Origin of the sequence: Photobacterium sp. GB-72 (assembly GCF_003026095.1) — a bacterium.
In the GTDB taxonomy this organism is placed as follows: domain Bacteria; phylum Pseudomonadota; class Gammaproteobacteria; order Enterobacterales; family Vibrionaceae; genus Photobacterium.
This window is the reverse complement of record NZ_PYNV01000024.1, coordinates 22,280-38,103: the sequence shown is the minus strand read 5'-3', so window position 1 is coordinate 38,103 and position 15,824 is coordinate 22,280. Positions and strand designations below refer to the sequence as shown.

Sequence of the window (15,824 nt, the reverse complement as noted above, 5' to 3'; positions counted from 1 at the left end):
GAAGCTTATTTAAGCTGCGTACAACGGCGTTTTTTTTGTGTCAGATATTTAGCTGCTAGCTATTAAAGGAAAGCTAATAGCGGCGAGATGCAGAGCAAAATACCGGTGAGGATGATCAAGTAGGTTGCTGTGCCTTTATATTTGTTTAATGATGGTACTTTGTATACCAAGTAGGCTGGGATCAAGCAGCCAACAATGCCGAAGATTGGTGAACAAATAGAAGTGAACGATAAGATCGGTAGATTCAATGCCACTGCCGCCCATGCGATCAGAATAATAAATACCGTCGTTAGTTTATTTACTAACTCAGTATTGATGTCGTGGTGAGCATACTTACGTTCAAGCATGTTCATTGCCAGCCCTTTACACGCCTCTTTAAACGCCAAGAACACCCCAAAGAACGACGTCACGACCGCAAAGATGTTGATCACGATACCGACGATTGTTGCCCAACTGCCTGGGAAGTAATGTGCAATCATCGCAAGGGCAGAGATATTTTCTTGCATCGCATGTTGTGCTTCAGACTGGCTGATCGCAAAGGTGAACGAGATGGCAAAGAAAAAGACCACCACAAACAAAATACTAAAGGCTATTTTCATCGCACGTGATGCTTTATAACGTGCCACTTCAATCGATTTTTCATGTGAGCGGTACGAAATCACCATTGGGCTCAACGATTGAATAAATAAAATCGAGGTTAAGGTAAAAGGTAGGGTGATGATTGCATCTTTAAGCATCTTGTCCCCGTCGCCAACAGCGGTAATATTGCTAAAATTCCATTGTGGGATCAGCAGTACGCCCATCACCGCGACTAAGGTGATCACCGTTACTGCCATAACCCCTGAGATCTTAAACAGGAACTTTTCACTTTTTGAGCCGATATAGCTCAGTAAGCAGATTAATGCTAAGCCATAGAAAATATTATGGTTTAAATGAGATTCAGTAACGCCAAAAGTATATAGGTACGAGGCACTGTCATTAGTGATGGCGAGAGAGTAAACCAATACCCAAATCACCAGCATGATGAAATATAAAATGCCTAATGCGATGCCCCAGTTTTTACCTAAGTAGCCGCTGATCACGCCTGGATAATCGGTACATTTCTTTGATTCAGCAAGAGTATTGATAAAGAGTTTCTGAAACAAATACATGGCAGGGTAGCCAATGACAGAAGACAGTAAAAAGACCCATAATCCCATAACGCCAACTTGTACTGGGAGAAAAACAATCCCCGCGCCAATGGCCATGCCAATACTCATGACAATCCAACCGACATCAACACTGTCGAATTTTGTTGCAGCCTTCCATTGTTGAGGTGTCATGTTTGCCTGTTGGTATAGGGGGACACTGGTGTTTGAAAGGGCGGTATCTGTATTAGGTTTCATTATATATTCCAGCTTATTATCATTGTTATGCTGACAGCGAATAGCTGGATTATGGATCTAGTCGTATAGTTACTAAATAACTAAAAGTTATAATATATAAATTATAGAAGTATAAAAGATGCAATTAGGTGCTTTTAATGATTGTTTTACTTTTAGCGATGGCAGAAGAGGACAGAATGCTCTTTTAAAGAGGAAAAAAGAAAAGGCATTTAAGCGATTAAAAATAGGAAACCAGAGCAAAATAGCTCTGGTTTAGTCTTGTCGATTATTTATTAATCACATGCGTTAGAGCATTATTTGTTAATCATAATATCAAGGATCTGAATATCAGTATGGGTCATAGCGCCATTTGCTAATGCAGATAAATTACGAATAGTCGTATCGACATCATCAGCGACAATGCCTTCATTGCCCGTTACTCGAATACCATCTAATGCCATTAAGGCAGACTTAACAGCAGATCCGGCAGCAGAAGAGACTTTCATCGCACAGCTGGCTTTTGCGCCGTCACAAATAATACCGGTGATATCTCCGATCATACTGCAAATCGCTGCACTGATTTGCTCCACATTTCCGCCCAATAACCATGTAATACCAGATACCGCCCCCATTGACGCAGTTGTTGCGCCGCATAATGCAGACAGCTTGTTTTGATAGCTTTTAATATAAATTGCCATTAAATGAGAAAGTATTAAGGCGCGGATCAAATGCTCATTATCAGCATTTACAAAATCGGCAACGACCACGACAGGCATGGTGGCGGCAATACCTTGGTTACCAGAGCCTGAATTACTCATCGCCGGTTTCATAGCCCCTCCCATACGCGCATCAGAAGCGGCAGCCGTGCGGAGTAATACATCGGTGAGTAGACCGCCTGATAATAAACCGCGATCAATGTTACGTTGAAATGTCGCGCCAATTTCTAATCCATATTGGCCCTTTAGCCCTTCACAAGATAATGCGTTATTGAGCTCATAAGCTTGTTCGATAAATTGAATATCAGTAATAGGCGCATTGGTCGCGAAATCAAAAATATCTTGAACGCCAGCATCACTAAAAGGTGAGTTCGATATTTCAACGACCTTTTGCTCGTTAGGTGACGCTTCGAAAACTGTAACACCATCAAGTTCAATACTGATCACTTGAGTATGGCTATCTGCGATAGTCACTGTCGCACAATGAGCTTGGTTATAAATACTTACCTTGGCATAAAGAATATTAGTGACATCAGCGACGTTAACCGTGACTTTATTGGCATCTAATAATGCTTTAGCTTGTTTAACGTTATCTGGCGTAATGTCCTTTAATACTTCTAATTTCGCTTGGCTATTGCCAGCCAGTGCACCTACAGCTGATGCAATAGCTAAACCTGCCATTCCCGTACCGGGTACCATGACGCCGATGCCATTTTTCATCAAATTAGGAGAAACACGCACATCAATATGGGTGATATTGCGTTCATGAAGTGGAAGTTGTTCCATCGCAATAGCAGCAGCAAGCGCCACAGACACAGGCTCTGTGCAGCCTAAAGCAGGAACAACATCACGTTTGATCACGTTAATAAATGCAGGCCAAAGATGGGTTTTCATAACTACTACCTTAATGTTCCAACCGGAGGAAAATAAACCGACAACGAAGAGAGGAGGCTTTATTTTTTTAATATCCTCTTTAACTTCATGGGTATTTGAATCGCTGCAAATATACGCTCGATAACGAAGAAATAAATTTCCTATTTAAATGTAAATTAAAGATAAAATAGAAAAATATTCTATTATTTTATTTATTGTTGAATGTTATGTTGTGTTTATCACATTTTTAGAGGTTATGTTTTTATCTAAATGATAAGTCCATTTAGGTAGTGGAGATAAAATGCAGAGTATTTCAACTGGAAAATTGATTTAACACTAGCGAATTGAGGCTATTTATAGGTATGATCACGTCGTCATAGAATGAAGGTTGGTGCTAGCATCAGCCTTTTATTTTGAATAGAAACGGAAACGTTTGCGTTAATTTGGCAATACATTAGATTTGCTGAAAAATATCGCTTTTTTGATCAAATAGGAATTTACCATGTCTGCTGATAGCACACATCAACGCCCTTCTCATTTAGAACCTAAGAGTAAACTAGATAGCTATTTTGAAATTACAGCTCGCGGCAGTAATGTCAAACAGGAAATAATTGCGGGTTTAACCACATTTCTAGCCATGGTGTATTCCGTGATTGTGGTGCCTAGCATGTTGGGTGCTGCGGGTTTTAATCAAGGGGCGGTTTTTATCGCAACCTGTTTAGTGGCTGCATTTGGTTCATTACTTATGGGGTTATGGGCGCGTTTACCGATGGCCATTGGTTGTGCTATTTCACTTACCGCATTTACTGCATTTAGCTTAGTACTAGGGCAAGACGTGAGTGTGCCTGTTGCCTTAGGTGCCGTATTCTTAATGGGGGTTGTCTTTACATTAATAACGGTAACGGGTGTGCGTACTTGGATCATGAAAAATATGCCCAATGGTATTGCTCATGGTACTGGGATTGGTATTGGATTATTTTTACTTTTGATTGCAGCGAATGGCGTTGGGCTAGTGATCAAAAATCCAGCTGAAGGCTTACCCGTTGCTTTTGGTGATTTCACCGCGTTTCCAGTCTTCATGTCTATTTTAGGCTTGGCGGCTATTTTAGGATTAGAAAAGCGCCGTGTTCCTGGTGGCATTTTATTAGTGATTATTGCCATTTCTATCATTGGTCTTATCTTTGATCCGAAAGTGACGTACCACGGCTTCTTTGCAATGCCGACATTTGGTCATGATGGCGAATCCTTATTAGGTACAATGGACATTATGGGTGCCCTAAACCCAGTTATTTTGCCTACAGTATTAGCACTTGTGATGACGGCAATTTTTGATGCAACAGGTACGATTCGTGCAGTAGCAGGACAGGCGAATTTACTTAACCAACGTGGTCATATTATCAATGGTGGTAAGGCATTAACGTCTGATTCTGTTAGTAGCATTTTTGCAGGCCTGGTTGGTGGTTCTCCTGCTGCGGTATACATTGAATCTGCGGCAGGTACAGCTGCTGGTGGTAAAACAGGCTTAACAGCAACTACGGTAGGTGTACTGTTCATCTTCATGTTGTTTCTTGCACCATTAAGCTACTTAGTCCCTTCCTATGCGACAGCGCCTGCACTGATGTATGTTGGCCTATTAATGCTAAGTAATGTTAGCAAGTTAGATATGGAAGATTCTGTTGATGCATTATCTGGCTTACTGTGTGCTGTTTTCATTGTTCTAACGAGTAATATTGTTACTGGTATTATGCTTGGTTTTACTGCATTAGTTATCGGTCGATTAGTTTCTGGTGAAGTGAAAAAGCTCAATATAGGTACTGTCGTTATTGCGATTGCCTTAGTTGTTTTCTATGCTGGCGGCTGGGCTATCTAGCGACTAGTTCTATAGTAAAGTATTTTTTAAGCCCACTAAAAGTGGGCTTTTTTATACATATCAACATATAACACGTTGTTTTTATTTTCCATAATGGACTATTATCAAGGATTAATTATATGCGTTCACATTCACAGGCATATTTATGAAAAAAACGATATTAACATTGCTGTTGGCGTCATGTTTTAGCTCCGCTGCGAGTGCTTGTACTGGAATTACACTTGGCACAACAGGCAATGATCATATTCAAGCTCGTACCATCGAGTGGGGTCATAGCGATTTAAATAGTAAGTTAATTGTTTCTCCTCGTAATTATAGCTATACCTCGATAATGCCAGATCAAAAGCAAGGGTTAACTTGGAAAAGTAAATATGGCTTTGCTGGGATCTCTGTTAGTGATGATCGTTTTATTGCTGAAGGTATTAACGAAAAAGGCTTAACGGCGGGTTTATTCTATTTCCGTGGTTATGGCTCACTTGCGAAATATGATCCTAACAATACCGCAAATAACATCACGGATATGGATTTCGTACGTTGGATGTTAAGTCAATATTCAACGGTTGCAGAAGTTGAAGCTGCGTTAAGTAAGATCAAGATTGTCACTGTTTACTTTGATGCTGAAGGTAACCCATCACCAACGGCGCACTGGCGTGTGTCGGATAAGCAAGGTAACAGCATCGTGATTGAGATAATGGATCACGGTAAGATAAATATTTATAAGAACACGGCTAAAGTGCTAACTAACTCGCCAGATTACAAGTGGCAGGTAACGAATTTAAATAACTATATTAACCTTCACCCGGGTATCAGTGCGCCACAAAAGATCAATGGGGTAGAAGCCCAATCGTTTGGTGTCGGCTCTAACTTTGTGGGCTTACCTGGTGATATTTCTCCACCGTCACGTTTTGTTCGCGCTGCATTCTATGTAAATAGCGCACCTGTATTGAAGACATCGCAAGAAGCAGTATCACAAGCTTTCCATATTTTAAATAACTTCGATATTCCAATTGGCAGTGAGTTTAACGATAAGTCACATATCCCTGATTTACCAAGTGCGACTCAGTGGACATCTGTTATTGATCAAGGCAATGGTGAACTGTTCTATAAAACGATGCATGACAGTACTATTCGTCGTGTAGAGTTATCTAAATTAGATTTCAATGCGAAGACAGAGCACAAGCAACCACTTGATAATGGTAAGTTTACTACTCAAGATGTAGTGATTAAATAACCACAAACACCTAGTCGCTATTATGAGGGCAACAGCATGTTGCCCTTTTTATTGTCTTTTTTTGTGTCAAAAATGAATCTAGAAACGATCATTTTTGCAATCTTGCATTTTATTCATACTTGATCGTTAATTATTCACTACTATTATTGCGTACCCCATACCATTTATGCGCGATTGTGTCATTATTTAGTATCTTTTTATAATTTATATTATTGTTTTTAATAAACTTATTATTCTTCTTTAAAGAAGGTGTTGGGTTGCGTATTTATAACTCCTAAGATAAAACCAGAAAAAGATTAAAAAAATTTGAATTTACCATTTATGCACAACTAACGTTGCATTTTTATTGTAATGACAATTAATCAAAACGAGGTAAATTAAAAAGACCAACTGAGGAACCGCAAAGTGTTTCGGTAGGGTTGTTTAAAATATTCATTTAAGGTGCAGTCATTATGAAAGTAGTAGTAGAAATTTTAGAAGCAGGTAAATACCGTGATGTTGCTTGGGAAGGTCAATTTGTATCAGTGAAAGGTGAGCTACGCGCTGTTACACCTTCATATGCAGCACAGTTGATCAAACAATCTAAAGCGTCGTTATACACAGATGCTAATGGTGAAATGGCGTTTACTTATAAATAACTTAAATATGTTAAATAGTATATTTAAGTTTTTTGGTTAATAAAAAGGTGACTTATTATTCAAGTCACCTTTTTTGTTTTTTACTTGCATAGATGAGTGAAAATTAACCACTATTTACAATGTAAATTTAAAAATTAACCGTCTCAAAATGTGGATTCGCGGTGAGTGCCTGCATAGAGGCGAGATGATCGAGAACTATTGTTGAAACGGTATTATTCATTTTCAATTCGATACATTCTTCTCGCTGCGCGTTATAACAAGTATCTTGGGCGATCCCTGAAATTTTATCTCCATTTTTATACGTTAAACTCACATCAAGGTGGAGCATGCAGGCTATCTCAATATAGTCATGTTGATGACAACTGATCATTATTATTGCTCCTTAAATTACCGTTCACGACTATTTTAGATTACTCCCAGCGTTCAAGAAATTCAAAATATATACCTTAATAATCCCAATATGGTGATTTAGAAAGAGCACGTGATAGACGATGAGAAATATTGATTGTTATCACTAAAGTAAAATTAACTTAATCTTTTAGTGAGTATTACTGGGTTTATTTTAGCGTTAAGAAGCATTGCTATAGGGCACTTTGCAATGTGTGATTATGTATAAACGTGATTAAAAACAAAATTCGAAATTATATTTTTAATGTGTTTGATATTACAATCATTGGATTTTTATATTATTTATAACGATAAATCTTCTGCTTATAAATTACTTTCTATAATAATAAATAATGAAAGTAGACTTTTCTCTGAGTAAACCTTAATTATTAATATTTTTGTTATTTAATGTGATCATACTCTAAATATATTAATCATAACGATGTGCAACTAAACTCATCTATTGTCTATTGCCAACCATATATTAAATGAATAAGTTAAAATCTTTATTTTTCAATGTTTTATTTGTTGCCTGTTGGCTTTGGGATTTTCAAATAAAATAACAATAAATAGACTTTGCTAGCTTTCATTATTATGTTTTCAAATTTTGTGTACAGTGTGACAGCCAAAGATATTAATGGAATAAGTTTATTACAGCGTACATAAAAACAAGTTATGTAACACGGTTTTAACAATGGGACGTTGCCGTTATTAAGTAATTATTTGTAAATGTACTGATAGCTAAGATGAGTTTTGAATATTAAAAATTATTAGTGTCGCATTAAATAAAACTGTTTGGTGAGCATGGCGACTTATTTTAGCTCTGAAAGATAGATAATTCGTACTGAAAAGGAATTTATAATGGCGAAAATAAGTCAATTAGCATTACTGATTGCTGGTTTATCCGCGACAAGCAGTTATGCGATGAATCCACAGCCTGATCCCGAAAACCCTGGTGGCTACATCATTGAGCGGGCAGAAATAACAGCCGCAGAAGATGCAAAGACGTTAGATCCTATGTATGACGTTTGGGCTAAAGCACTCGAAACACGCCCAAATACAGAGGTTGAAGCGATCTACCCTGATGCTTCAAGCAACCCTGATAACGTAAAACGTGTTGAGCGAGTTTTTCCTGAAACAGAGTGGAATTTCTTGACACAAATGGCAGCGCCTGAATATACCTATACCCGTTTTCTACGCGCAATTGGTAAGTTTCCTGCATTCTGTGGCGACTATACCGACGGACGTAATGCTGATGAAATCTGTAAAACCTCTATCGTGACGGCATTTGCCCATTTCTCACAAGAAACGGGCGGCCATATCAGTATCGATAATTATTCGGATAACCCACTGGCATTAGAAGAATGGCAGCAAGCCCTCGTTCATGTACGCGAAATGGGCTGGTCTGAAGGTCAAGCGGGTTATACTACAGGTTGTGGGCAAGATGATTGGCAAAATAAACGTTGGCCATGTGCTGACGGTGAAGGGTATTTTGGCCGAGGCGCTAAACAGCTCTCTTACCATTTTAATTATGGTGCTTTCTCGGAAGTAATGTTTGATGGCGATGCAACGGTATTATTAAATGATCCGGGGCGTGTTGCTGATTCATGGCTGAACCTTGCCTCTGCGATTTGGTTTTTCTTAACCCCACAAGCCCCTAAGCCTGCGATGCTTCATGTAATTGATCGTACATGGAAACCATCACAACGTGAAATTGATGCCGGTATTACCTATGGCTTTGGTACCACTATTAATGTGATCAATGGCGGTATCGAATGTGGTGAGCAAAACAGAGAGAAAGGACAACCTGTTAACCGTATTCGTTACTGGGAAGGTTTAGCCGAGCATTATGAAATTGCTATTGCAGAAGATGAGAAAAACACCTGCTGGCAGCAAACACCCTATGGTAGTTTAAATCTTAATGGTGCCACTGACGTGCTTTACACCAACTGGGATGCGAACTGGAAATATTATTCTGATCGTCCAGGCGGTGTTTCTTTTGAATGTGAATTAGTCGGTTTTCAAACGGCGTATTCAGCTTTAGTTGAAGGTGATTACGAAAAATGTGTCGCGAATGCATATGGTTCTCACGCCAATTGGCCTGATGTGCGTGTAGTTGATAAATTACCTGATACAGATAAGCCTGTGGATCCTGTAGACCCGCCAGTCGATGGTGTGGATACATGGCAAAGCAATAAAGTTTACACTGGTGGCGATAAAGTCAGTTACCAAGGTGCTGTCTATAAAGCGAAGTGGTGGACACAAGGCGATAACCCTGCAAGTGGTGGTCCTTGGGCGCTAGAAAGTGGTACACCAGTGACTCCTGAGCCAGTTGATCCAATCGAACCTCCTGTTGATCCTGTTACGCCAGTCGAACCTGTTGATCCAGTTATTCCTGTCGATCCTGTGGTTCCTGTAGAGCCCGTTGATCCTCCTGCAACTGATACACCTGCATGGAATGTAGGAGCTGTGTATGTTGGTGGCGACAAAGTCAGTTATCAAGGAAGTGAATATAAAGCGAAGTGGTGGACGCAAGGGAATAAACCCGATGCTGGGAGCCCTTGGCAAAAGTTGTAATAAAAACTAACAATTAGAGAAAGCCCGAAAGATAAACATAAAATGTCTTTCGGGCTTTTGTTTTATAAATTAATACGTTCAATAGGAAATGTGATCGCTTTTTGTGTAATAATTTGATTATCATTCAGTGAGATTATCTCAATAAGCAGCTTGTTAATATCTGGCGTTAAAAATAGGCTGCCCTCATAATTTGCTTCAGTAATAGCTGTTGCCATGACTCTATCATCATGATTAACAATGTAATTACCGTCATCATCAGTGCTATAATTTCGATAAATATTGACATAGACATCTTCAAATATTGGATTAGTAATGTTTAAGGGGATCGTTGTGATATTGCCCGAAAAATTAATATTACTCGCCTCTAATTCTGGAAAGTTGTCTTCGTCTTGCTCAGTTAAATCGTCATCACTAATATTATCAATATCGTCACTTTCACCGTTATCTATATTATCGTCACCGCTATCTTTCACTGGAAAAAAGATAGGGGGTTGCACCTGAGCACTGGTATCACTTTCTGTTTCTATAGGCTGATTGGTTTGATCGGATGAACTTTCGCTTAAACAACCAGTAAAGATCCAAGTGATGAGTAGTAACAGTAATCGAGAGTTTTTCATCAGTATTACTCCACTGTCAGAGAATATACGTTTAAGGGATCAGGGTGCATAAACCATGTATCATGTTCACTGTCATTATTGTTGAGATAGTTTTTGATATCAGGGTAGGCAGATAAAATACTTTTCCCTTCTACCGGATTATTCCAATTAGCAGGTATTAAAATCGCAAATGGGATCCCTGATTTATTTTTATAACTGTCGCAGCTTTTTTGAATACCACAATTGATGCTGGCATCGCCTGAATCATCATTACCACTTTTGAATAAATTTGGATTAGCCTTGATTGTTGGAGAAAAGTCCTTCAAATGAATTTCTAGACTTCGAGAAGGCGGGGCTAGAAAACCATGATTATCATTGGGCGAAGCAAAAATAAATGGATTTAAATATGGAGATAAATCTTTAGGGTAGGTAACAGGTTCGTTGAATGTGATTTTCATTGAAGCTTTTACGGTTACATTTTTATCTAATTCACAATTAGGATCTACGCGTAAAAACCCGTTGTCACATTCAGAAGAAAAGTATTGCTTTAATGAGTCCGTGACAATCAAAACTGCGTCATCATCTGGGCTGTCAGTTGCTTCTACAATACTTGCTTGGTATGCATTATTTACGACAACATAGCTGTTTTCGGTATCAACACTCGAAGAGGTAACGCCGTCTAATTTAATAGCAAAACCATTATTATATTCCCCACCGTAAGCCTGTAATTCAATATCAATGTTCAGTTGTGAAAGCTTGCCAGTAGTGGCTTGTTGTACATGTCCAACACGGTATCTCAGGACGACATCATTAAAATCAAAATCATCTTCATTAGGCCAGCGGTCTTCAAACGCGAGAGTTGCATAACTTCCTTGAGAAGGAAACCAAGAATAACTTTCTTGCTTGTCATAGCTGGTAATTGAAATAGGGTAGTCTTCGACTTCTCCTCGTTCACCACGCCCTAGATGTGAAATATTTGGATCTTCATTTAGCCTAAAGCGAACCCATGTTTGATCTGTTAAGCTTGCATCACTTGGAACGTCGATAGCAAGGTGGTGGGTGCCACCGAGCAGTGAGACATTTTGGAGCACATTCTCGTTAGGATCACTAAAGTTACCATTGTTATTCCAGTCAACCCACGCAGATAGATATCCCGTTAAAAAGCCGCCGACTTTTGCCGTGAAAAAAGAGGTTGAGCCTTGATTTAAACTCATAGTTGCGAAAGTTATCCCTTGTTCATCATCACTGTCATTATTATCATCAAACGCAGGATAAAGTTGTGCGAGCAGATCTTCATCAGGTTTACTTCCTAAGTAAAGATGAGAAGACACTTGATGATGCGCACCATTGACAGAAACTGAAGTACCATAAGAATTTGGTGCATCACCAAAATCATAACCTTTTATAGCGAGTGTCATATCACGACAACGAGCTATATCAATCGTACTACTAACATTCGTTAGGGAAGGTAAGGAAATATAACGGAAACTTTCTTGTTCATTGAGGGGAGTGATATCATCAAAAAGGTATAACTCTCCTGTTTTAGAATCAATAATGTATAACATTCCATTAGCATCGAAAAACTGACCACTAAAATTACGTAATCCTTGAAGCCCTGTTGATTGTGATAGTTCCACTTTGTTATCTTCTAACGATTGCGAAAGGTCAAATCGGTGAATATTTCTACTGTTATCAATTGCATAAACAACCCCCTCAGGATGAATAGCTAGATCTGCCAGTGTATAAAAAGCTTGTTCCTTTTTTAATACTTGGGTTGCTTGCTTCGTTGATAAATTAATGCGCCATATACCTTCCTGCTTGGCATAGAGGTACAAGTTATCGTTATGAACATCGCCTGCGGTGTAATCATGTTCGGGTAAATCAACTATATCTAACTCATCGGCGTTGAAACCATTATCAATGCGCACTACTTTTTTATTTATTACTCCATATAAATAACCATCGAGAGTATTGAAACCCACTGCATCATAACTATTAGGTATTAAGCCTGAGTTATTTGTCTGTCGATCAATGTTAATGAATGAGATATTCGCAGTATCATGAAAGAAATAGCCTGTTTGGTTACATGAAAATGAGTTTGCCAAGCTATTACTCATGAAGGAGGTAAACAAAAAAAATGAAAAAAATATGTACAGATAGCGTTTCATTGTCACTCCACTTCCAGTTAGCGTTTGAAACATCCTTAGTTAAGAATCAACTTTAATGCCAGTTAAACGTACACACATAACAATAGGTTATGGCGCTTTACACTTTTGTTATTCTCATTTTTGCAAAACGCTATGAATTTTAAGACAGTGTTTATTTGTAATATGAGTCTTTTAAAAAACTGAAAAGCAGTAAATCGCAGGGGAGTGATGTTTTTTTGAATGACTACCTCATATTTGATTGATAATTGACTAATTGATTTTTTTTTCAAAATATTCCCTTTACAGCAGCAAGTTAGCTCGATATTATTCATCGCACTTACGGAGAGATGGCTGAGTGGTTGAAAGCACCGGTCTTGAAAACCGGCATACGTTTATAGCGTATCTAGGGTTCAAATCCCTATCTCTCCGCCATATTTAGTTGTTAAGCTTAGGCTTGATGATAAAACGAAATTTTAGTGCCGACTTAGCTCAGTAGGTAGAGCAACTGACTTGTAATCAGTAGGTCACCAGTTCGACTCCGGTAGTCGGCACCATTAAATTTCGGTGGGGTTCCCGAGTGGCCAAAGGGAGCAGATTGTAAATCTGCCGGCACTGCCTTCGAAGGTTCGAATCCTTCCCCCACCACCATAATTTGCAGAGATGCTTAGCAGGCATCGTATAATGGCTATTACCTCAGCCTTCCAAGCTGATGATGCGGGTTCGATTCCCGCTGCCTGCTCCAAATAATTCCTCCTTAGTTCAGTTGGTAGAACGGCGGACTGTTAATCCGTATGTCGCTGGTTCAAGTCCAGCAGGAGGAGCCAAATAGAAAAGCCCGCAAGCAATTGCGGGCTTTTTTACGTCTGAAATTTGGCATACAAAAAACGACAAAATATAGGTTGAGACCAAATGGGGACCATATGTCGCCCTGAACATTTAGGGAAAGTGCCCATCTATATTGAGGAGTCGCTTTCCGACACATTAAGTTTTCTAATCCTATTTTGATTAAAAACAATCCTTCTCCCTATAGGGATGTATGGTCATCTTCATCATCAGTAATTTCTAGTAAATCGCCCACTTCACAGTTTAGATAGCGGCATAGCTTTTCAAGTGTATCGAAATCAATTCTATTGTTCGTTTCATGGTAGAGACGTGTCACTGTGTTTCTATTTATTTCAGCATCTCTTACAACATCAGCAATTTTTAATCTTTTCGCACCCATGATTGCTGATAAATGGCACTTAATCATTTTCTTAATTCCACAACTCTCTGATGTGTAAAGTCTAACTCAGAATGGTGACTTTATTCTAGCTACTAAAAAGAAGTAATTAATATCTTAAAAGACCTTAAATGTACCTCTAAAGGTTCATTTTGATATTGACAGGGTTTCCTTTGAGGTTAATAATAACTCTTAAGAGGTACATATGGTAACTGTGGAGGTTACATGGGGTTTGCTTATTTAACAGCAGAAGAGTTGTCTTTATTAATCAAATATGATGCACGCTTTATTAGAGAGCAGTTGAAAGATCAGGTGCTTTTTGAAGGTGTGCATTACATACGTCCATTTGGTGGTAGAAAAATTCTCTTTATTTGGGAAAGAGTTGAAGAAGAGATGCTAAATGGAGTGACTTCATTTTCTTTACTTACTGGGAAGTAGGAGGAATAAATGGGAAGTGTCAATGTACGTAAAAATAAACTGTACTTAGATTTTCGATATCGAGGAGAGCGATGTCGAGAATATACCCTCTTGGCTGATAATACGATTAATCGTCGGCGTTTGAATCAACTACTTGAAAAAATTGAAGCTGAAATTGTCTTAGATATTTTTGATTACGGGAAGTATTTTCCTAAAAGTAAAAAAGCAGCACACTTCAGTTTGATTGATGAGAGGAAGAGACAATCTATTGCTGCAATAGATACGCATAATTCACCATTACTCAGTGTTTTCGCGGATATCTGGTTAGCTGAAAAAAAGATTGAATGGTCAAAAGGGCATTATATTGATGTCTCTGGCGTTATTGAAAAATACTTACTCCCCGCCTTTGGTAATCAAAAGATTAGCACTATTACCAAACAGAAGATTCTTCAGTTTCGCTCTATTTTATCTCAAGTTCCAGGACGAAAGGGGGAATATCTAAGTTCTTCAAGAATCAATCACATTATGACGCCATTGCGTCAGCTATTGAATGAAGCATCAGATAGGTATGACTTTAATTCACCATGGAAAAATATCAAGGCGTTAAAAGTTGGTCGAACAGTTATTGATCCCTTTCATCTTGATGAAGTAGAGAGCTTTTTAAATGCCGTTCCAGATGCTTATAAAGCTTACTATACCACCCGTTTTTTGACAGGGATGAGAACGGGGGAAATTGACGGACTACAGTGGAAAGATATCGATTTAGTAAATAAAACGATCAAAGTAAAACAAGCACTTTCTCGTAACGAACTAAAAGAGCTGAAAACTGAAAGCTCATACAGAGATATTGATTTAATTGATCGTGTTGTCGATGCACTACAAGAACATAAAAAAAGTAAACACACAACTTCTACTTTTGTATTTGTAAACAGCAAAGGCAAACCATTTTGTTATCCTGTTGTGTCTCGAACTATTTGGTATCCCACGCTTGATGCTGCAGGTCTTCGTCACCGTAATCCTTATCAAACCAGACACACCTATGCGACGTTATTGCTTGCATCAGGTGAATCTCCAGAGTGGATAGCAAAGCAGATGGGGCACAGTACAACTACCATGTTATTTCGTGTTTATTCTCGCTTTGTTCCTAACCTTACACGTCGTGATGGTAGTGCTTTTGAATACTTTCTAAATAATGGGGGACGTTAGTATGCAAATCTCATCTTTAACCGTTCATTGTGCGAGTTTATGTTTAGATGTTGTCAATGGAGAGAGTTTTGAAAAACTCACTATTGCAGATATTCAGAGTTGGCGAGACGAGTTGTATTCGTTCATTGAAAATCGAGTAGAATTTTTAAAGTTCAGTCGTGAAACACAACACTTATTTATTACCTCTGTTCGAGACGAAGTGTTAATGATTTTAATGCTAAGTAAAGAAAATCTATTTGCAAGAGAGCCATATTGGATCCTTGAAAAGATGCAGCGAAAAATAACATTAAGCTCTCATCTTTATATTAATAATTGCGATCTTTGACCCTCCTTAAATAGTGCGTAATAACGTTAGTTGCAGTGTGCGCACAGTCTTTACCTATGAGCCCATTTTTAAATAAACCTGTAGGTGATGAAGCTTTAGCTCATATTGGTTAGCAAAAGGAATATTTCATCAGCAGATTACTAACACATTAAATCAATTTGAAATGAAAGCGAGCTCAGATCATATGTGGACGAGTGTTGCTGTAAGGGGAATATTAATATCGTAAAAGTATTTATTAGCACAAATTCGCAAGCTTAC

General features: G+C 38.5%; 13 protein-coding genes and 5 tRNA genes. 12 read left to right on the top strand and 6 right to left on the bottom strand.

From position 1 onward, the window contains the following. Positions 1 to 62 precede the first annotated feature (62 nt). Both C9J40_RS19880 and C9J40_RS19875 read right to left on the bottom strand, forming a co-directional pair. The gene (locus C9J40_RS19880) at positions 63 to 1,385 is read right to left on the bottom strand and encodes an amino acid permease (RefSeq protein ID WP_158259296.1); all 1,323 of its coding nucleotides are present in this window, start codon (positions 1,383 to 1,385) and stop codon (positions 63 to 65) included. A gap of 293 nt (positions 1,386 to 1,678) precedes the next feature. Next, positions 1,679 to 2,974, bottom strand: coding sequence for a serine dehydratase subunit alpha family protein (locus tag C9J40_RS19875; protein ID WP_107247783.1), 1,296 nt, complete (start codon positions 2,972 to 2,974; stop codon positions 1,679 to 1,681). Between the two features lie 481 nt (positions 2,975 to 3,455). Between C9J40_RS19875 and C9J40_RS19870 the strand changes: the two genes are divergently transcribed. From C9J40_RS19870 to C9J40_RS19860, 3 genes are all read left to right on the top strand, one after another. Next, complete coding sequence (locus C9J40_RS19870) at positions 3,456 to 4,823, top strand: NCS2 family permease (RefSeq protein WP_107208314.1); 1,368 nt, start codon at positions 3,456 to 3,458, stop codon at positions 4,821 to 4,823. 145 nt (positions 4,824 to 4,968) lie between these two features. Further along, complete coding sequence (locus tag C9J40_RS19865; protein WP_107208315.1) at positions 4,969 to 6,054, top strand: linear amide C-N hydrolase; 1,086 nt, start codon at positions 4,969 to 4,971, stop codon at positions 6,052 to 6,054. A gap of 452 nt (positions 6,055 to 6,506) precedes the next feature. Beyond that, positions 6,507 to 6,692, top strand: a complete 186-nt coding sequence (locus tag C9J40_RS19860; RefSeq protein ID WP_045150501.1) for a hypothetical protein — start codon at positions 6,507 to 6,509, stop codon at positions 6,690 to 6,692. A 127-nt stretch (positions 6,693 to 6,819) separates the two neighbouring features. On the opposite strand, the gene C9J40_RS19855 is transcribed toward C9J40_RS19860, so the two are convergent. Beyond that, a complete protein-coding gene (locus C9J40_RS19855; RefSeq protein ID WP_107208316.1) occupies positions 6,820 to 7,062 on the bottom strand; it encodes a Rho-binding antiterminator in 243 nt (80 codons plus the stop codon). Between the two features lie 878 nt (positions 7,063 to 7,940). Here C9J40_RS19855 and C9J40_RS19850 point away from each other — a divergent pair. Next, positions 7,941 to 9,656, top strand: a complete 1,716-nt coding sequence (locus tag C9J40_RS19850; protein WP_107247782.1) for a chitinase — start codon at positions 7,941 to 7,943, stop codon at positions 9,654 to 9,656. Positions 9,657 to 9,718: 62 nt separating this feature from the next. On the opposite strand, the gene C9J40_RS19845 is transcribed toward C9J40_RS19850, so the two are convergent. After that, positions 9,719 to 10,273: a hypothetical protein gene (locus C9J40_RS19845; protein ID WP_107247781.1), complete on the bottom strand. Its 555-nt coding sequence runs from the start codon at positions 10,271 to 10,273 to the stop codon at positions 9,719 to 9,721. 5 nt (positions 10,274 to 10,278) lie between these two features. Further along, positions 10,279 to 12,357, bottom strand: coding sequence for an LruC domain-containing protein (locus C9J40_RS19840; protein ID WP_233217827.1), 2,079 nt, complete (start codon positions 12,355 to 12,357; stop codon positions 10,279 to 10,281). Positions 12,358 to 12,740: 383 nt separating this feature from the next. Here C9J40_RS19840 and C9J40_RS19835 point away from each other — a divergent pair. The 5 genes from C9J40_RS19835 to C9J40_RS19815 all read left to right on the top strand — a co-directional run bounded on the left by C9J40_RS19835 (position 12,741) and on the right by C9J40_RS19815 (position 13,223). Continuing rightward, positions 12,741 to 12,831 (top strand) — tRNA-Ser (locus tag C9J40_RS19835). Positions 12,832 to 12,877: 46 nt separating this feature from the next. Next, positions 12,878 to 12,953: transfer RNA gene (locus tag C9J40_RS19830), tRNA-Thr, on the top strand. A gap of 9 nt (positions 12,954 to 12,962) precedes the next feature. After that, a tRNA-Tyr gene (locus C9J40_RS19825) sits at positions 12,963 to 13,047 on the top strand. A gap of 19 nt (positions 13,048 to 13,066) precedes the next feature. Further along, a tRNA-Gly gene (locus tag C9J40_RS19820) sits at positions 13,067 to 13,141 on the top strand. Between the two features lie 6 nt (positions 13,142 to 13,147). Then, positions 13,148 to 13,223, top strand: a tRNA-Asn gene (locus C9J40_RS19815). A gap of 200 nt (positions 13,224 to 13,423) precedes the next feature. On the opposite strand, the gene C9J40_RS19810 is transcribed toward C9J40_RS19815, so the two are convergent. Beyond that, positions 13,424 to 13,648, bottom strand: a complete 225-nt coding sequence (locus tag C9J40_RS19810; protein ID WP_107247779.1) for a helix-turn-helix transcriptional regulator — start codon at positions 13,646 to 13,648, stop codon at positions 13,424 to 13,426. 195 nt (positions 13,649 to 13,843) lie between these two features. On the opposite strand from C9J40_RS19810, the gene C9J40_RS19805 reads away from it, so the two are divergent. From C9J40_RS19805 to C9J40_RS19795, 3 genes are read left to right on the top strand one after another with little or no spacing between them, the layout of a single operon-like run. Continuing rightward, on the top strand, positions 13,844 to 14,056 hold the full coding sequence (locus C9J40_RS19805; protein WP_107247778.1) for a hypothetical protein: 213 nt from the start codon (positions 13,844 to 13,846) through the stop codon (positions 14,054 to 14,056). A gap of 9 nt (positions 14,057 to 14,065) precedes the next feature. Next, positions 14,066 to 15,241, top strand: a complete 1,176-nt coding sequence (locus tag C9J40_RS19800) for an Arm DNA-binding domain-containing protein (RefSeq protein WP_107247777.1) — start codon at positions 14,066 to 14,068, stop codon at positions 15,239 to 15,241. Position 15,242: 1 nt separating this feature from the next. Then, positions 15,243 to 15,566 (top strand): hypothetical protein, encoded by a 324-nt coding sequence (locus C9J40_RS19795; protein ID WP_107247776.1) that lies wholly within the window; start codon positions 15,243 to 15,245, stop codon positions 15,564 to 15,566. The last annotated feature ends 258 nt before the right edge of the window (positions 15,567 to 15,824 follow it).